The 17,685-nt window shown below is 68.1% G+C and carries 17 protein-coding genes; 11 read left to right on the top strand and 6 right to left on the bottom strand.

Annotation, left to right across the window (positions count from 1 at the left end):
• Nucleotides 1-124: 124 nt before the first annotated feature.
• From D3H34_RS12310 to D3H34_RS12320, 3 genes are read right to left on the bottom strand one after another with little or no spacing between them, the layout of a single operon-like run.
• Entirely contained in the window at nt 125-325 is a 201-nt protein-coding gene (locus tag D3H34_RS12310; RefSeq protein ID WP_119553741.1) for a sporulation protein, read from the bottom strand.
• 8 nt (nt 326-333) lie between these two features.
• Nucleotides 334-1,146 carry a biotin--[acetyl-CoA-carboxylase] ligase gene (locus D3H34_RS12315; RefSeq protein ID WP_119553742.1) on the bottom strand — a complete coding sequence of 271 codons (813 nt, stop codon included), beginning with the start codon at nt 1,144-1,146 and terminating at the stop codon, nt 334-336.
• A 2-nt stretch (nt 1,147-1,148) separates the two neighbouring features.
• Nucleotides 1,149-1,808 carry an SET domain-containing protein gene (locus tag D3H34_RS12320; protein ID WP_119553743.1) on the bottom strand — a complete coding sequence of 220 codons (660 nt, stop codon included), beginning with the start codon at nt 1,806-1,808 and terminating at the stop codon, nt 1,149-1,151.
• A 183-nt stretch (nt 1,809-1,991) separates the two neighbouring features.
• On the opposite strand from D3H34_RS12320, the gene D3H34_RS12325 reads away from it, so the two are divergent.
• Nucleotides 1,992-4,958: a DNA topoisomerase III gene (locus tag D3H34_RS12325; RefSeq protein WP_119553744.1), complete on the top strand. Its 2,967-nt coding sequence runs from the start codon at nt 1,992-1,994 to the stop codon at nt 4,956-4,958.
• A gap of 23 nt (nt 4,959-4,981) precedes the next feature.
• On the opposite strand, the gene D3H34_RS12330 is transcribed toward D3H34_RS12325, so the two are convergent.
• Nucleotides 4,982-5,923 carry a LysR substrate-binding domain-containing protein gene (locus tag D3H34_RS12330; RefSeq protein ID WP_119553745.1) on the bottom strand — a complete coding sequence of 314 codons (942 nt, stop codon included), beginning with the start codon at nt 5,921-5,923 and terminating at the stop codon, nt 4,982-4,984.
• Between the two features lie 108 nt (nt 5,924-6,031).
• Here D3H34_RS12330 and D3H34_RS12335 point away from each other — a divergent pair, with 108 nt between their 5' ends.
• From D3H34_RS12335 to D3H34_RS34250, 3 genes are all read left to right on the top strand, one after another.
• Entirely contained in the window at nt 6,032-6,994 is a 963-nt protein-coding gene (locus D3H34_RS12335) for a tripartite tricarboxylate transporter substrate binding protein BugE (RefSeq protein ID WP_119553746.1), read from the top strand.
• Nucleotides 6,995-7,006: 12 nt separating this feature from the next.
• Nucleotides 7,007-7,888, top strand: coding sequence for an N-formylglutamate amidohydrolase (locus tag D3H34_RS12340; protein WP_119553747.1), 882 nt, complete (start codon nt 7,007-7,009; stop codon nt 7,886-7,888).
• A 102-nt stretch (nt 7,889-7,990) separates the two neighbouring features.
• Nucleotides 7,991-8,167 (top strand): hypothetical protein, encoded by a 177-nt coding sequence (locus D3H34_RS34250; RefSeq protein ID WP_167481182.1) that lies wholly within the window; start codon nt 7,991-7,993, stop codon nt 8,165-8,167.
• Nucleotides 8,168-8,203: 36 nt separating this feature from the next.
• On the opposite strand, the gene D3H34_RS12345 is transcribed toward D3H34_RS34250, so the two are convergent.
• Nucleotides 8,204-8,836 carry a TetR/AcrR family transcriptional regulator gene (locus D3H34_RS12345; protein ID WP_119553748.1) on the bottom strand — a complete coding sequence of 211 codons (633 nt, stop codon included), beginning with the start codon at nt 8,834-8,836 and terminating at the stop codon, nt 8,204-8,206.
• A gap of 72 nt (nt 8,837-8,908) precedes the next feature.
• On the opposite strand from D3H34_RS12345, the gene D3H34_RS12350 reads away from it, so the two are divergent.
• The 3 genes from D3H34_RS12350 to D3H34_RS12360 are packed head-to-tail and all read left to right on the top strand — an operon-like array spanning nt 8,909 to nt 12,951.
• A complete protein-coding gene (locus D3H34_RS12350) occupies nt 8,909-9,742 on the top strand; it encodes a thioesterase family protein (RefSeq protein WP_119553749.1) in 834 nt (277 codons plus the stop codon).
• 34 nt (nt 9,743-9,776) lie between these two features.
• On the top strand, nt 9,777-11,417 hold the full coding sequence (locus tag D3H34_RS12355) for an acyl-CoA dehydrogenase family protein (protein ID WP_119553750.1): 1,641 nt from the start codon (nt 9,777-9,779) through the stop codon (nt 11,415-11,417).
• Between the two features lie 19 nt (nt 11,418-11,436).
• Complete coding sequence (locus tag D3H34_RS12360) at nt 11,437-12,951, top strand: class I adenylate-forming enzyme family protein (RefSeq protein WP_119553751.1); 1,515 nt, start codon at nt 11,437-11,439, stop codon at nt 12,949-12,951.
• A gap of 9 nt (nt 12,952-12,960) precedes the next feature.
• Here the strand turns inward: D3H34_RS12360 and D3H34_RS12365 are convergent, their stop codons facing one another.
• Nucleotides 12,961-13,848 carry a gamma-glutamyl-gamma-aminobutyrate hydrolase family protein gene (locus tag D3H34_RS12365; protein WP_119553752.1) on the bottom strand — a complete coding sequence of 296 codons (888 nt, stop codon included), beginning with the start codon at nt 13,846-13,848 and terminating at the stop codon, nt 12,961-12,963.
• A 105-nt stretch (nt 13,849-13,953) separates the two neighbouring features.
• Here D3H34_RS12365 and D3H34_RS12370 point away from each other — a divergent pair, with 105 nt between their 5' ends.
• From D3H34_RS12370 to D3H34_RS34255, 4 genes are all read left to right on the top strand, one after another.
• A complete protein-coding gene (locus D3H34_RS12370; RefSeq protein ID WP_119553753.1) occupies nt 13,954-15,009 on the top strand; it encodes a sugar phosphate isomerase/epimerase family protein in 1,056 nt (351 codons plus the stop codon).
• Nucleotides 15,010-15,542: 533 nt separating this feature from the next.
• On the top strand, nt 15,543-15,815 hold the full coding sequence (gene infA / locus D3H34_RS12375; RefSeq protein WP_119553754.1) for a translation initiation factor IF-1: 273 nt from the start codon (nt 15,543-15,545) through the stop codon (nt 15,813-15,815).
• Between the two features lie 115 nt (nt 15,816-15,930).
• Nucleotides 15,931-17,358 carry an ATP-dependent RNA helicase DbpA gene (gene dbpA / locus D3H34_RS12380; RefSeq protein ID WP_119553755.1) on the top strand — a complete coding sequence of 476 codons (1,428 nt, stop codon included), beginning with the start codon at nt 15,931-15,933 and terminating at the stop codon, nt 17,356-17,358.
• A 106-nt stretch (nt 17,359-17,464) separates the two neighbouring features.
• Nucleotides 17,465-17,635, top strand: a complete 171-nt coding sequence (locus tag D3H34_RS34255; RefSeq protein WP_167481183.1) for a hypothetical protein — start codon at nt 17,465-17,467, stop codon at nt 17,633-17,635.
• Nucleotides 17,636-17,685: the final 50 nt, after the last annotated feature.

The raw sequence follows: 17,685 nt of genomic DNA on the forward strand, positions 1-17,685 counted from the left end.
CGATGCGTTTCACGTTGGGGCAAGGCGCAAACCGCAGCGATACCCGCAGGTATCGCGAGGATTTGCAACGCCGCCCCGGCGTGAAAGGCGCGATTTCAGGCGCAGTTATTTGCGGGACAGCACACTAGGGCGCCGGCGTATCCACCGGTTTGGTGTCCTTGCGGATCTGCACCCACTCGGGGTGGATCTGCCGCGCCATGCGCTGCGGCTCGCGCTCGTCGAGCGCTGCGGGTGCGAGCCCGAAGCCGGCCAGGTCGCCGCGCGTCCACAGCCAGTAGCCCGCATTGGCCGCGAGCAAGGCGATGAGGAGCAGGCGCAGCTTCATGCCCTCGCTCAGAAAGACATGCCGCGCGGGCGCACGCTCACTTCGTCGCTCGAGATGAGCTGCAGGCCGGCGTCGGTGCGCACCTGCAGCTCGCCGCCCCAGGCCACGCCTTCGCACAGGCCGGCGGTGCCGTCGCTGAGCGTCACCTCGCGTCCGCGCAATACGTCGCGCGCCGCAAAGCGTTCGGCAAAGGGCGCGAAGCCATGGGCCTCAAAAGCCAGCACGCTGCGCACCAGCGGTTCGGCCACCGACTGCAGCACCTCGGGCGCGGAAGCCTCGGGCTGCCACTGGCGCAGCCAGGCCGGCGGCGTGCGCATGCCGTCGGCCTCGCGCGGGCCGATGTTGATGCCGATGCCGATCACGAGATAGCGCGCGGCATCGGGCTGGGCTGTCTGCGGCATGGCGGTTTCGATGAGGATGCCGACCAGCTTGCTGTCGTTCACCCAGATGTCGTTGGGCCACTTCAGGCCGACCTTGTGCGCGCCCGTCGGGTCGAGGCTCTCGGCGACGCTCACGCCCACGGCCAGCGACAGGCCCGACCAGTCGGCCGGCGCCAGCGGCATGCCCAGCGAAAAGGTGAGCGAGGACTGCGCCTCGGGTTGCTGTGCGCTCTGCCAAGGACGGCCGAGGCGACCGCGCCCGGCCGTCTGGCGCTCGGCCACGAGCAGCACGGGGTCGGTGCGACCGGCGCGCGCGCGGCGCATCAGCTCGGTGTTGGTGGAATCGATCTCGGCCACGGCCTCGACCATGAAGCCGGGCAGCAGCGGCGCGACCGCCGCGGCGATCCGTTCTTCGAACCAGGCGGAGGTCGGCGTGCCCATGGTCAGTCTCCGGCGGGGGCCGGGGTGTCGTCCTTGGACTTCTTCTTGCCGTCGGCCTTTTTCTTGTCGGCCTTCTTGTCCGCTTTTTTCTCGGCTTTCTTTTCAGCCTTCTTCGCTTCCTTGGCCTCGGCCTTCTTCTTCTCCGCCTTTTTCTTGGCCTTCTTCTTTTTCTTCTTGCTCTTTTCTTCGTCCTCGTCCTTCGGCGTGAGCAGCGTGCCGCGGCACATCTCGGAGCCGCACCAGCACGGGAACTCGGACAGCAGCTTCTCGGTGTACGGCTCGTCGATGATCAGGCCGTAGTCGTAGTTCAGTTCCTCGCCGGCAGCAATGTTTCTCAGCGCCTTGATATAAACGCGCCCGTCGACTTCGTCGGCCTCGCAGTTCGGCTCGCATGAGTGATTGATCCAGCGGGCATCGTTGCCCTGGACGTTGCCGTCGATCACACGCCCGTCGTCGATATGGAAGTAGAAGGTGTGGTTGGGCTGCGAAGGGTCGTGCGGATGGCGGCGCAGTGCCTCCTTCCAGCTGATGACCTGGCCCTTGTATTCGATCAGCGTTTCGCCTTCCGCCAGGTCCTGCACGGCGAACACGCCGTTGCCATGGACGTCGGAGCGCCGCATCTGGATTCGGCGACCGCCGGAAAGTGGGGATTTGGAAGGCATCGCCGAAGTCTGTTAGGTTGAATATGCACACATGCGCGTGTGCGCGTGCGCACACGCGGGAAGCCGCAGATTGTATGTGGCCCCCACGCTCTCGCACTGCGTGTCGTCGCTGCCCCCCGAGGGGGCCGCAGGCCGCCTTGAGGCGGCTCGGCGCCGGCCTGAACTTTTATTAGGAATTTGTTGATGAAGACGTTGGTAATCGCAGAAAAGCCGTCGGTGGCCCAGGACATCGTCCGCGCCCTCACGCCGGTCGCCGGCAAGTTCGACAAACATGACGAGCATTTCGAGAACGACAGCTACGTCGTGACCAGCGCTGTCGGTCACCTGGTCGAGATCCAGGCGCCCGAGGAGTTCGACGTCAAGCGCGGCAAGTGGAGCTTTGCCAACCTGCCGGTGATCCCGCCGCACTTCGACCTCAAGCCGGTCGACAAGACCAAGACGCGCCTGAACGCGGTGGTCAAGCAGGCCAAGCGCAAGGATGTGACGCAGCTCATCAACGCCTGCGACGCGGGCCGCGAGGGTGAGCTGATCTTCCGCCTGATCGAGCAGTACGCCGGCGGCAAGAGCCCGCTGGGCAAGCCGGTCAAGCGCCTGTGGCTGCAGTCGATGACGCCGCAGGCGATCCGCGACGGCTTCGATGCGCTGCGCAGCGAGAAGCAGATGCAGGGCCTGGCCGACGCCGCGCGCTCGCGCTCCGAGGCCGACTGGCTGGTGGGCATCAACGGCACGCGCGCCATGACGGCGTTCAACTCGCGCGACGGCGGCTTCTTCCTCACGACGGTGGGCCGCGTGCAGACGCCGACGCTGTCGGTGGTGGTGGAGCGCGAAGAGCAGATCCGCAAGTTCGTTTCGCGCGAGTACTGGGAAATCCACGGCAGCTTCGCGGCCGAGGCCGGCCAGTACCCGGGCAAGTGGTTCAACCCCGACTGGAAGAAGGCCAACGCGCCTCTGCTGGCCAACGGCGAACCCGATCCCGAGCAACGCGCCGACCGCGTGTGGTCCGAGCAGGAAGCTCGCGCCATCGCCGACGCCTCGCGCGGCAAGCCCGCCACGGTCACGGAAGAAAGCAAGCCCACCACGCAGGCCTCGCCCGCGCTGTTCGACCTGACCTCGCTGCAGCGCGAGGCCAACGGCCGCTTCGGCTTCAGCGCCAAGACCACGCTCGCGCTGGCCCAGAGCCTGTACGAACGCCACAAGGCGCTGACCTACCCGCGTACCGATTCGCGCGCGCTGCCGGAAGACTACCTGCCGGTCGTCAAGCAGACCATGGGCATGCTCGCCAACAGCGGCATGAAGCACCTGGCGCCGTTCGCCCAGCAGGCGATCGACGGCAACTTCGTGAAGCCCAACAAGCGCATCTTCGACAACGCCAAGGTGTCGGATCACTTCGCCATCATCCCGACGCTGCAGGCACCGAGCGGCCTGAGCGAAGCCGAGCAGAAGCTGTATGACTTCGTCGTGCGCCGCTTCCTGTCGGTGTTCTTCCCGAGCGCCGAGTACCAGGTGACCACCCGCATCAGCACGGTGGAACAGAACGGCAAGAAGTACCCCTTCCGCACCGACGGCAAGGTGCTGGTGAAGCCGGGCTGGCTTGCCATCTACGGCAAGGAAGCCCAGGACGACGAGAAGGAAGACGACAAGGACGGCAAGCGCCTCGTGCCGGTGAAGCCGGGCGAAGTCGTGCAGACCGAGTCGGCCGACCTCAAGGGCCTGAAGACGCGCCCGCCCGCACGCTATTCGGAAGCCACGCTGCTGGGCGCCATGGAAGGCGCTGGCAAGATGATCGACGACGACGAGCTGCGCGAGGCCATGCAGGAAAAGGGCCTGGGCACGCCAGCCACGCGCGCGGCCACCATCGAAGGGCTGATCGCCGAGAAGTACATGCTGCGCGAAGGCCGCGAACTCATTCCGACCGCCAAGGCCTTCCAGCTCATGACGCTGCTGCGCGGCCTGGGCGTGGAAGAACTCTCCAAGGCCGAACTCACGGGCGAGTGGGAATACAAGCTCGCGCAGATGGAAAAGGGTGCGCTCAGCCGCGACGCCTTCATGCGCGAGATCGCCGAGATGACAGAGCACATCGTCAAGAAGGCCAAGGAGTACGACCGCGACACCGTGCCCGGCGACTACGCCACGCTGGCCACGCCCTGCCCCAACTGCGGCGGCGTGGTGAAGGAAAACTACCGCCGCTACGGCTGCACCGGCAAGAGCGGCACGGGCGAGGACGCCTGCGGCTTCTCGTTCGGCAAGTCGCCGGCCGGGCGCACCTTCGAGGTGGCCGAGGCCGAGCAGCTGCTGGCCAACAAGCACATCGGTCCGCTCGAAGGCTTCCGCTCCAAGGCGGGCTGGCCCTTCACCGCCGAGATCATCCTCAAGTACGACGGGGAAGAAGCCAAGAACTGGAAGCTGGAGTTCGACTTCGGCGACGACAAGAACGAAGACAGCGGCGAAATCGTCGATTTCAGCACGCAGGACACCGTGGGCCCGTGCCCGGTGTGCGGCGCGCCGGTGTTCGACCACGGCAGCAACTACGTCTGCGAGAAGTCGGTGCCGACGAACTCGCAGCCCACGCCCAGCTGCACCTTCAAGACCGGCAAGATCATCCTGCAGCAGCCGGTGGAGCGCGACCAGATGGAGAAGCTGCTGGCCACCGGCAAGACCGACCTGCTCGACAAGTTCGTGTCGATGCGCACGCGCCGCGCCTTCAAGGCCTTCCTCACGTGGAACGCCGAAGAAGGCAAGGTGACCTTCGAGTTCGCACCGCGCGAAGGCGGCAGCAAGTTCCCGCCGCGCAAGACCTTCGGCAAGCCGGCGGCAAAGACCGCGGCAGCCAAGAAAGTCGCGGCGAAGAAGACGCCCGCCGCCAAGAAGGCACCGGCCGCGAAGAAGGAAGCCAAGCCACGCAAGCCGGGCGCGGGCCTCAAGCCCAGCGACTCGCTGGCCGCGGTGATCGGCGCCGAACCGGTGGCGCGCACCGAGGTCATCAAGAAGCTGTGGGACTACATCAAGGCCAACGGCCTGCAGGACGCGGCCAACAAGCGCGCGATCAACGCCGACGCCAAGCTCAAGCCGGTGTTCGGCAAGGACCAGGTGACGATGTTCGAACTCGCGGGCATCGTGGGCAAGCACCTCTCGGCACCCGACGCGGCCTGAACGCCGCAGGCGCCCCGGCCTTGTCAGGCCGGCGGCGCCGCCTCTTTCCCATCTTCCCCGTCTTCCCCGCTGCGCTCGGCATCCGCGAGCAGCCAGCGGCGGAAGTGCCCCAGCGTGGCAAGCTCGCCGCGCCCCTCGGGGTAGCAGAACCAGTAGCCCTCGCTGCCCCGGTAGCCGCCGTCGGGCAGGGGCTCGTCCACCAGTCCTGACGCGATTTCGTCCTGCACCAGGCAGCGCGGCACCAGGGCCACGCCCATGCCGGCCATGACGGCGCGGATCATGGTCTGGAACTGGTCGAACTGCGGCCCGGCCAGCGGGTCGAGCCCGCGCACGCCGTGCGCCTCGCTCCATTGCAGCCACGACTGCGGCACGCTCACGTGGCGCAGCAAGGTGCAGCGCGCCACGTCCTGCGGCGTGCGGATGGTGGCCTCGGCCTGCGCGGCGCGCGGTGCGATCAGCGCCACGTCCTGCCCCGCGAGGTAGTGCGAGCGCGCGCCGGGCCAGTGGCCATCGCCGAACAGGATGGCGCAGTCGAGCTCGGGCCGCTCGAAGTCGTAGCCGTGCACGAAGGGCACGAAATGCAGCGTGATCTGCGGGTGACGCTGCTGGAAGTCGGGCAGACGCGGAATCAGCCACTTGGCGCCGAAGGTCGGCAGGGTCGACAGGTGCAGCGCGCCGCCGCCGTCGCCGCTGGTGATGAGCTCCAGCGTGGCGGCCTCCAGCTGCGCCAGCAGGGCACGCACCGCCTTCTCGTAGCGCTCGCCGGCCGGCGTGAGCGCCAGGCGCTTGCGGCTACGCTCGAACAGCGGCGCGCCGATCCAGCGCTCGAGTTCCTGCACCTGCTTGCTCACCGCGCCCTGCGTGAGGTGCAGCGCCTCGGCCGCGCGCGAGACGCCGCCGAAGCGCACCACGGTGGAGAAGGCGCGCAGCAGGTTCAGGGGCGGGTTGAGGCGTCGCAGCGGCATGGGGAGCCCATCAAATCATTCCAAATGGGAATGATATCGGGTATATCCTTTGCTTCAGGTGAGCTGCAGCTTTGCACATTCACTCATCGTTCCATTGGAAGAACCCTCATGCAACGTCGTCATTTCCTTTCCACCCTGGCCGCCGCTTCCTTCGTGCCGGGAATATCCTTTGCCCAAGGCAAGCCGATCCGCCTGGTCGTGCCCTTCCCGCCCGGCGGCGCCACCGACATCACGGCCCGCGTGCTCTCCGAGCCCCTGGCCAAGATCCTCCAGCAGCCCGTGGTGATCGACAACCGCGCCGGCGCGGGCGGCTCGATCGGCATGGCCGAGCTGGCGCGCGCCGCGCCCGACGGCCTGAGCTTCGGCGTGGCCACGCTCTCCACGCATGGCGTGAACCCGGCCGTGTACCAGAAGCTGCCCTACGACCCGATCAAGGGCTTCGCCGCCGTCACCGAACTGGTGAAGGCGCCGGGCGTGATCGTCATCAACCCGGCCGTGCTGCCGGTGGGCAGCTTCGCGGAACTCGTGAAGTACCTGAAGGCCAACCCCGGCAAGGTGTCGTACGCCTCGCCGGGCAACGGCACCATCGGCCACATGTGGGGCGAGCTGTTCAAGAGCAGCACCGGAACCTCGATGGTGCACATCCCCTACCGCGGTGCGGGCCCGGCCATCAACGACGTGCTCGCGGGCCAGGTGCCGGTGTACTTCGACCAGGTGGCTTCGTCGCTGCCGCACGTGAAGGCCGGCAAGCTGAAGGCGCTGGCCGTGTCCTGGAGCGGCCGCCTCGACGTGCTGCCCGAGGTGCCGACCTACGGCGAACTGGGCTACGCGGCCAGCAACGACCCGTCGTGGTTCGGCATGATCGCGCCCGCCGGCACGCCGGCCGAGCTGGTGCTGCGCATGCAGCAGGCCGTGGCCACCGCGCTGAAGGACCCCGCGGTGCGCGAGCGCCTCGCGCTGCAGGGCCTCTACGCCTCGGGCACCACGCCGGCGGAGTTCACGAAGCAGATCGCGAGCGAGATCGAGAAGATGAAGAAAGTGGCCGCCTTCGCGCGCATCCGATTGGACTGACCGACCCTGCCTATGCATCCAGTCCTGAAACTGATTCAAACCCGCGCCCAGGTGACCAGCGTCGCCGGGCACACCCCGCTGGTGCTGGACTCGCCGCACAGCGGCACCGCCTACCCCGAGGACTTCCGGCCCGTGTGCGACCTCGCCACGCTGCGCCGGGCCGAGGACACCCACGTCGAGAAGCTTTACGCCTTCGCGAGCGCCATGGGCGCGGCCTGGGTCGAGGCGCACTTTCCGCGCAGCTATCTCGATGCCAACCGCGACATGACCGAGGTCGACACCACGATGCTCGACGGCCCGTGGACCGACCCGGTGTCGACCGACCCGCGCGTGCTGTCGAAAGTGCGCCTGGGCAAGGGCCTGATCTGGAAGCTCACCGACGAAGGCCTGCCGATCTACGACCGGCCGCTCACGGTGGCCGAGGTGCGCCAGCGCATCGACCAGTGCTGGCGTCCGTACCACGCGGCGGTGGCGCAAGCCATCGACGACGCGCACGCGCGGCACGGCTACAGCATCCACATCAACTGCCACTCGATGCCGGCCATTGCGGGCAGCCACGCGACCGACTTCCCGGGGATGGCGCACGCCGACTTCGTGATCGGCGACCGCGACGGCAGCACGGCCGACCCGGCGCTGTCGCACAAGCTGTGCGAGCACCTGCGCGCACACGGCTACAGCGTGGACTACAACCACCCGTACAAGGGCGTGGAACTGGTGCGCCGACACGGCAACCCGGCGAACAACCGCCACAGCATCCAGGTCGAGATCAACCGCAAGCTCTACATGGACGAAGCCACGCTGGCGCTCGACGAAGCCGGCGCAGCGCGGCTGCGGGCCGACCTGCAGTCGATGGTGCGGATGCTGCTGGCGACCGACCCGCGCATCGCCCCCTGAACGGCGCCGCGCCGCAACCCCTGCCGCGGCTGGTGTCTTTGTTACAGGGCGGCCGGGGCCGCGGCCTATAGTGGGACGTCCTTTGTTCTCTGGAGTCCTGCCGTGAAGTCGATCCTTGCCGCCCTCGCCGTCCTTGCGACCGGCCTGCTGGTTTCGGGCTGCGCCGGCACCGCGCCGTCGCCGTCTTCGTCCTCCACGTCTTCATCGGGCAGCGGCGTGACGGTGTTCGGCACCATCGACGCCGGCGTCAGCGGCACGACGAACAAGTCGTCGCGCTGAGCGACAGCCGATAGCGCTTTCGACCCTCACCCCGCATCAGGCGACCGTCGCCAGGTAGCCCCCCAGCGCGTCACGCAGCTGGCGTGACAGCGCCTGCAGATCAGGCCGCCCGCCCGTACCCAGGTGCGTGTGCGCGACCAGGCCGTAGATGATGGTCTGGCACACGCGCGCCGCCTCTTTCTTCTTCGGACCGTCGGCCTTCACGTCGCCCGCCGCGTCCAGCACGCCCACCCATTCGGCCACGAAGCGGTCGTACATCTTGCGGTAGGCCTCGGGGCTGGAGAGGTGCCGCTCCAGCAGGTAGTGCGCGCCCCATGCCACGGGCTGCGCGCGGTGCGCATCGAGCTGCGCCTCGATCACCACGTCGACGATCTCGCGCCACGGCCGGCCGGCGTTCGCGGCCACGGCCGCGCGCATGTCCAGCAGCAAGGCCTTGGAGCGCAGGTGCAGGCACACGCGCGCCAGGTCGTCCTTGTTCTCGAAGTATTCGTAGAAGCTGCCCAGGCCTGTGCCCGCCACGGCGACGATCTCGCGGATCGTGATGGCGGCGTAACCCTTCTCGACCAAAAGCCGAACAAAGGCTTCCTGCAGCGCCTGCGAGGTGTGGCGCGCGCGGGACTGGCGCGGCTTTCTCCTCGGGGCGGCCACGGGCGCGCGCACGCCTGTCATGGCCGCCGAACCCGAACACCTTGCGGGCGGGTTGTTCCTAGAATTTTTGATCCCATCGAAAGGCATTCTGCAATGACCTCGCACGACCGCGCCCCCGAGACAACGCCCCCCGCCGTCTACACCGGCGAAGGCGATGCGTGGCTCCCCGACACCCTCTCGCGCGGCCCATGGGACCCGCGCGCACAACACGGCGGCGCGCCCGCCGCGCTGCTCGCGTACGTGGCCGAGCAGCAGGCGCCCGGCCCGGGCTGGCAGCTGGCGCGGCTCACGCTCGAACTGGTGAAGCCGGTGCCGGTGGCGCCGCTGGTCACGCGCACGCAATCGCAGGCCTCGCGCGCCACGGTGCGCGTGGGCATCGACCTGCTCGCGGGCGACACGGTGGTGGCGCGCGCGCATGCGCTGCTGCTGAAGACCAACCCGCTCACGCTGCCGTCCCACCTGCCCGCGGGCGACGCGCCGCGCGAACTGTTGCCGCGGCCCGAGGACTGCAGCCAGCGGCTGCGCATTCCGGGCCTGCCCGACGGAACCTCGTTCCACCAGACCGCCGTCGAATCGCGCCTCGCGCAGGGCGACATCTCGCAGCCCGGCGCGGGCGCCGCGTGGTTTCGCCTCGCGGTGCCGATGGTGCGCGGCGTGGCGACCTCGCCCGCGATGCGCGCGGCGGCCGCCGCCGACTTCGGCAACGGCCTGAGCTGGGTGCTGCCGCCCACCGACTTCCTGTTCTCGAACGCCGACCTGAGCCTGAACCTCTTTCGCGTGCCCGAGGGCGAATGGATCGGCCTGCGCGCCAGCACCGAGATCCATGGCGGCGGCGCGGGCCTCACCGTGTCCCACCTGTACGACACGCGCGGCCTCATCGGCCTGGCGACCCAGACGCTGGTGGTGCGCGAACGCGCCGCCGCCTGACCGCCCTCTTTCATCGATTCACGGAGACAACCCCATGACCACCACCGGCATCCACCCCGACAACCAGGTCCCCGAACTCAAGGACTACAACGTCTACACCAGCGACCCCACCCTGCGCGCCGCCGTGGGGCGCGGTGGCGCGGCCTGGCGCGACGACGAACTGGTGCGCCAGGGTGCCGAGTACGGCGCCGAGGCCACGCTGCGCGCCGCCGAGGACGCCAACCGCCACGAACCCGAGCTGCACACGCACTCGCGCACCGGCACGCGCATCGACAGCGTGCAGTTCCATCCCGCGTGGCACACCATGATGTCGATCGCGCGGCGCAACGGCATCGCCAACCTGCCCTTCTTCGACGCGCGGCCGTCGGCCTGGGTGGGTTACGGCGCGTCGCTGTACATGCACAGCCAGATCGAGTCGGGCTCGACCTGCCCGACCACCATGACCAAGGCCTGCATCCCCGTGATGCGCCGCAACGCCGCGCTGTACGCCGACCTGCAGGGCAAGCTCGCCTCGGGCGAACACGATGCGCGCGACATCCCGCTCGAAGGCAAGACCTCCATCACCGTCGGCATGGGCATGACCGAGAAGCAAGGCGGCAGCGACGTGCGCACCAACACCACGCGCGCCGTGCCGGCCGGCCAGGGCCCGTGGGGCAGCGAGTTCCTCATCACCGGCCACAAGTGGTTCTTCTCCGCGCCGATGTGCGACGGCCACCTGGTGCTGGCCAAGACCGACGAGCACGGCTCCTCGTGCTTCTTCGTGCCGCGCTGGCGGCCCGACGGCAGCAAGAACGCGATCCACATCCAACGGCTGAAGGACAAGGTCGGCAACCGCTCCAACTCCAGCAGCGAGGTCGAGTTCAAGGAAGCCTGGGGCGTGCTCGTGGGCGACGAGGGGCGCGGCATCCCGACCATCATCGAGATGGCCACCGTGACGCGCCTGGACTGCGCGCTCGCCAGCGCCGGCTTCATGCGCCAGGGCTTCGCGCAGGCGCTGCACTACACGCGCAATCGCTTCGCCTTCGGCAAGGCACTGGTCGACCAGCCGGTGATGACCGAGCTGCTGGCCGACATGGCGCTCGAAACCGAAAGCGCCACGCTGCTGGCGATGGAACTCGCCTCGCGCTTCGGTTCGGCCGCGCCGCTGGACACCGCGTGGCGCCGCCTGCTCACGCCCGCCGCCAAGTTCTGGAACTGCAAGCGCGCAGTGGCACTCACCGGCGAGGCGATGGAGGTGTTCGGCGGCAACGGCTACGTGGAAGACGGCCCGATGGGGCGCCTGTTCCGCGAGGCGCCGGTCAACTCGATCTGGGAAGGCTCGGGCAACGTGATGTGCCTGGACGTGCTGCGCGCCGTGTCGCGCAACCCGGACGACGCGCACCTCGTGCTCGATCACCTGCAGGAAGTGACCACCGGTGAAGCGCGTCTGCAAACCGAAGTGCAGGCCCTGCGCCAGATGGTGCAGCTGGCGCCGCAGGACCTCGAACGCCAGGCGCGCCGCTTCACGCAGCGGCTGGTGCGCGCGGCACAGGCCGGCCTGATGCTGCAGCACGCGAGCCCGGCGGCCTCGGCGGCTTTCGTGTCGAGCCGCTTCGATCCCGACTGGGGCCCGGTGACCGGCATCAGCGCCGGCACCAGCGACCCCGGCGCCCTCGTGCGCGCCGCCTGGCACTGAACGCGCGGAGACGACACGGATGGATTTCGTTTCGCTGCTCGACCAGCACGCCCGCACCCAGCCCGATCACGAATGCCTGCGTGCCGCAGGCCGTGCCTGGACCTACGCCGAGTTCGCCGACCTCTCGCGCCGCGCCGCCACCGTGCTGCACGCACAGGGCGTGGGCAACGGCGACAAGGTCGCCTTGCTGTGCTTCAACACGATCGGCTTCGTCGCCGCGATGTTCGGCGCCTGGCGCCTCGGCGCGGCGGTGGTGCCGGTCAACCACAAGCTGCAGGCGCCGGAGATCGACTACGTGCTGGCCCATGCCGGCGTGCGCCTGTGCGTGGCCGATGGCACGCTCGCAGCGCAGGTCGCGTCGCGCATCGCGCACCGCTGCGACTGGCTCGCGACCGACAGCGCCGCCGACGGCCTGCCGCTGTTCGATGAGTTGATGGTGCAGGCCGCGCCGCTCGGCGACGAGCTGGCCGCACCCGGCGCCGACACCCTGGCCCAGGTGCTCTACACCTCGGGCACCACGGGCAAGCCCAAGGGCTGCCTGCACAGCCATCGCAACGTCTTCATGGCGGCGGTGTGCACGGCGGCGGGCATGTCGCTCACCCGCAATGAGCGCACGCTGGTCGCGATGCCGGTGTGGCATTCGTCGCCGCTGAACAACTGGCTGCTGGGCACGCTGCTCATGGGCGGCACCGTGGTGCTGCTGCGCGAGTACGCGCCGAAGGCCTTCCTCGACACGCTGGCCGAAGAGCGCATCACCTTCACCTTCGGTGCGCCGATCGCCTTCCTGGCGCCGCTGTCGGTGGTGCCCGACGTGGCACGCTATGACTTCAGCGCGATGCGCCTGTGGGCCTACGGCGGCGGTCCGCTCGGCGCCGACATGGCGCGCAAGCTGGCCCAGAGCTACCGCAGCGACCGCTTCGTGCAGGTCTACGGCATGACCGAATCCGGGCCGCTGGGCACGGTGCTCTACCCGGAGGACGCGATCGCCAAGGCCGGTTCCATCGGCCGCGCAGGCGTGCCGGGCGTGGCGATCGAGGTGCGCCACCCCGACGGGCGGCGCTGCGGCGCAGGCGAGGTCGGCGAGATCCATCTGCGTTCGCCGGCCGCGATGCAGGGCTATCTCGACAACCCGCAGGCCACCGCCGAGGCCTTCGACGCGCAAGGCTGGTACCGCACGGGCGACCTCGCGCGAGTGGACGAGGACGGCTTCCTGTTCATCGTCGACCGGCTGCGCGACATGATCATCACGGGCGGCGAGAACGTCTATTCGAAGGAGGTCGAAGACGCGCTGGGCGCCCACCCCGACGTGCAGGACGTGGCCGTCATCGGCCGTCCGCACCCCGAGTGGGGCGAGACCGTGACCGCGATGCTGGTGGCACGTGGCGGACGCGCGCTCGAAGCGCGCGAGCTGGTGCGCTTTCTGGAGGACCGGCTGGCGCGCTACAAGATTCCGCGCATCTTCGAGGTGCACGAGAGCCTGCCGCGCACGGCGACGGGCAAGCTGCTCAAGCACCTGCTGCGCGACGCAGCGTGATCACGTAGATCAGCGGCGCAGCAGCGCCTGACGCAACAACCGGGACGCCCGGTTGCGGATGCGCCCCGGCATCTCGCGCATGCTCGTGCGCGGCGCCACGCGGGCGGTGGCACAGGCCCACAGGAAGTCGTGAAGGATGGGCGTGTCGTCCACCGTCTCGGTGCTGCCGTACTTGTGGAACTCGGGGTGCCACTGCGTCGCGGCGATGTAGCCGCGGCCTTTCTCGGGTCGGCGGCGGATGGCCTCGGGCACGCGGTCGGGCAGGCTCCAGGCCTCGATCTCGAAACCCGGTGCAAGCCCCTTGATGCCCTGGTGGTGGATGCTGTTGACGCGCGCCGTGCGCACCTCGGGGAACAGCTTCGACAGCCGCGTGCCCTGCACGATCTCGATCTGGTGGAAGTTCTGGTCGTAGGTCACCGGGTCGCGGTGGCGCAGCGTCTCGGGGTGGCCGTGCTGCTCCTCGATGTCCTGGTAGAGCGTGCCGCCGAAGGCCACGTTGATGAGCTGCAAGCCCCGGCACACGCCGAAGATCGGCTTGCCGGCCTGCTCGAAGGCCTCGACCAGCGCGAGGTCGTACAGGTCGCGGATCTGGTCGCCGATCCACGCGTCTTTCAAGGGCTCTTCGCCGTAGCTGCCGGGCCAGACATCGGCACCACCGTGCATCACCACGCCATCGAGCCACTCGGCGTAGTGCGAGAGCTTGGTGTCGCCGCGCGCCGTCTCGCCCGTGGGGCACGGCACCATCACCACCATCGCGCCGGCCGACATGAGCCAGTGTGCGATCGACTGTTCGACGTACTGCAGCGTCTTGTTCGTGAAGAGCGAGCGGGCCGGGTCGGCGTGCGAGAAGCAGGCGGACAAGCCGATCTTGAGCCGGGCGGCGACAGGCTGAGACATCTCGATGGGTTCCCTGTGGACAAAGTTCATTGTGCGCCCATCGAACTTCGGTCGTGTGTCAGCCGAACCCCCGAAGTATGCTGTGCGGCGCATCAGGAGACACGCATGAAGACGATCAAGGGGCCGGGCATTTTCCTGGCCCAGTTCGCGGGCGACACGGCCCCGTTCCACTCGCTCGACGCCATCGCCGGATGGGCCGCGAGCCTCGGCTACAAGGGCGTGCAGATCCCGAGCTGGGACACGCGCCTCATTGACCTGAAGCGCGCCGCCGAGAGCAAGACCTACTGCGACGAGATCAAGGGCACGCTCGCCAACCACAGCCTGGAGATCACCGAGCTCTCGACCCACCTGCAAGGCCAGCTGGTCGCGGTGCACCCGGCCTACGACGCCGGCTTCGATGGCTTCGCGGCGCCCGAGGTGCGCGGCAACCCCGTCGCGCGCCAGCAGTGGGCGGTGCAGCAGCTGCACCATGCGGCCAAGGCCTCGGCGAACCTCGGCCTCACGGCGCACGCGACCTTCTCGGGCGCGCTGGCCTGGCCGTACCTCTATTCATGGCCGCCACGCCCGGCCGGCCTCATCGAGGAAGCCTTCGACGAACTGGCGCGCCGCTGGCGGCCGATCCTCGATGCCTTCGATGCCGTGGGCGTCGACGTGGGCTACGAAATCCATCCCGGTGAAGACCTGCACGACGGCGTGAGCTACGAGATGTTTTTGGAGCGCGTGAACAACCATCCGCGCGCCTGCCTGCTCTACGACCCGAGCCACTTCGTGCTGCAGCAGCTCGACTACCTCACCTACATCGACCACTACCACGAGCGCATCAAGCTCTTCCACGTGAAGGACGCCGAGTTCAACCCGACCGGCAAGCAAGGCGTGTACGGCGGCTTCCAGAGCTGGATCAACCGCGCCGGGCGCTTCCGCTCGCTGGGTGACGGACAGGTCGACTTCAAGGCCATCTTCTCGAAGATGGCGCAGTACGACTTCCCGGGCTGGGCGGTGCTCGAATGGGAGTGCTGCATCAAGCACCCGGAAGACGGTGCGCGCGAAGGAGCCCGCTTCATCGCCGACCACATCATCCGCGTGGCCGATCGCGCTTTCGACGACTTCGCGGCCGGCGGCGCGGATGTGGCGGCGAACCGGCGGATGCTCGGGATCGGCTAGCGCCCGCCTCCATTTGCTATATTTTCAATAGCATTCAAGCCATGACAGAAGGCCCTTCGGGGCCTTTTTCTTCGGGGTGTGTTTTTAAGACAAGCAACTGTCATGCCCTGCAAGCTATAATGTCGGGTTCGTTTCGATGCCACGACGAAGAATTTCGTCATATGTGCCGGTTGTTCTGCGCCGCCCCTGAATGCCTTTGCTCATTCAGGCCCCGCGTCTTTCCAGCTGGCGTCTCAGTGTGTTGAGCGCCTCACCCGGCGCCCATGAATGCCACCACTGGCTTCGTTCCTGTTGAAGCGAATCGCGCCGGCGGCGCGCCCGTTTTCAATTAATTTTCGGCACTTCGCGCATTCCGTCGGCGCGTGGCGCCCAGGCTTCATGGACACATTCGCAACAGCATCGCGGTGGGCAGGCCTCTTGCTCCTTCCCTTCGCAACCCGACTCCCGGACGCCGGCTGACCCGCCGGCCGACTGAAACCAAGACACCCATCTTCATCTCCAACGTACATCGAACGATTCAGAGGTAATCACACATGCCCAAGGAAGAACTGATCGAAATGAACGGCGCAGTGACCGAAGTCCTGCCCGACTCGCGCTATCGCGTCACGCTGGACAACGGCCATCAGCTGATCGCCTACAGCGGCGGCAAGATGCGCAAGCACCACATCCGCATTCTGGCCGGCGACAAGGTCTCGCTCGAGCTGTCGCCCTACGACCTGACCAAGGGCCGGATCACCTTCCGTCACCTGGAACGTCGCGGCCCGCCGCCGACCAACACCGGCGGCAACAACACGCCCCGTCGCTGAGCGACGCCCGGCCGGCCTTGCAGAGCGCCCTCGCGCAGGGGGCCCTGCAAGGCCTTTGTCATTTCCGGGCCCTCACTTTTTCTCTGCATTCCTTCCCGCCTCCGGCCGCCGAACGATGAACACCCCCACCTCCCCGGCCGAGCCCCACGGTTTCGCTTCGCTGGCGCTCTCGCCGCAGACGCTGGCCAACCTCACCCAGCTCGGCTACACGCAGATGACGGCCATCCAGGCCGCCGCGCTGCCGCCCGCACTGCTCGGCAAGGACCTGATCGCCCAGGCCAAGACCGGCAGCGGCAAGACCGCCGCCTTCGCGCTGGCGCTGCTGGCCAACCTGAACCCGCGCCGCTTCGCCATCCAGGCGATGGTGCTGTGCCCCACGCGCGAGCTGGCCGACCAGGTGACGACCGAGATCCGCCGCCTGGCGCGCGCCGAAGAAAACATCAAGGTGGTCACGCTGTGCGGCGGCGTGGCGCTGCGCGGGCAGATCGCCAGCCTGGAGCACGGCGCGCACATCGTCGTGGGCACGCCGGGGCGGATCATGGACCACCTGGAGCGCGAGAACCTCGACCTCTCGGCACTCAACACGCTGGTGCTCGACGAAGCCGATCGCATGCTCGACATGGGCTTCTTCGACGACATCGTGAAGGTCGCGCGCCAATGCCCTTCGGCCCGCCAGACGCTGCTGTTCTCGGCCACGTATCCCGAAGGCATCGCCAAGCTCGCGCAGCAGTTCATGAAGAACCCCGAGCAGATCGTGGTGCAGGCCCAGCACGAAGGCAGCAAGATCCGCCAGCGCTGGTACCAGGTGAAGGACAGCGAGCGGCTGCACACCGTGAGCCTGCTGCTCGACCATTTCCGTCCCGTGAGCACGCTGGCCTTCTGCAACACCAAGCAGCAGTGCCGCGACCTCGTCGACGTGCTGCAGGCGCAGGGCTTCAGCGCGATGGCGCTGTTCGGCGAGTTGGAGCAGCGCGAGCGCGACCAGGTGCTGGTGCAGTTCGCCAACCGCAGCTGCTCGGTGCTGGTGGCCACCGACGTGGCGGCACGCGGGCTCGACATTGCGCAGCTCGAAGCCGTGATCAACGTCGACGTGACGCCCGATTCCGAGGTTCACATCCACCGCGTGGGCCGCACCGGCCGCGTCGGCCAGCAGGGCGGCTCGGAAGGCATGGCGCTGAACCTGGCCAGCATGAACGAGATGGGCTTCGTCGGGAAGATCGAGCAGCTGCAGGGCCGCGAATCCGAATGGCACAACGCGGCCGAACTCACGCCGGCCCAGGGCGCGCCGCTCACGCCGCCGATGGCCACGCTGCAGATCGTCGGCGGTCGCAAGGAAAAGATCCGCGCCGGCGACGTGCTGGGCGCGCTGACCGGCGACTGCGGCTACACCAAGGACCAGGTCGGCAAGATCAACGTCAACGAGTTCTCGACCTATGTCGCGGTGGACCGCAGCATTGCCGAAGAAGCCGCGCGCAAGCTCGGCAACGGCCGCGTGAAAGGCAAGAGCGTCAAGGTGCGACTGCTGACGCCGCAGTCGATCTGACACCCCTCCCGAACCCTCTGTTTGGCCTCCGTTCGGCCTTCTGGCAGGTGAAATCTGCCGATGTGGCCTAATCGGGGGTCGAACATCTTTTTTATCCGAGCTTTCCATGCCCAAGAAAATCCGTACCGAAGCCGACCGTCTTGCCAGCCCGAAGCCGATCCCCATGCCCGGCTACACCGTGCCGCGTAACGGTGGCGGCCAGAAGGTCAGCCTCGAGCGCGGCACCGCCACGCGCAGCAAGAAGAACCCGGGCAAGCGCCCCAGCAAGGGCGGCTGATCCAGCCCCCGAGGCTCGCGCCAGGCGAGCCGCGACGAACGCGCCCCCGG

It is taken from the genome of Acidovorax cavernicola (genome assembly GCF_003581445.1).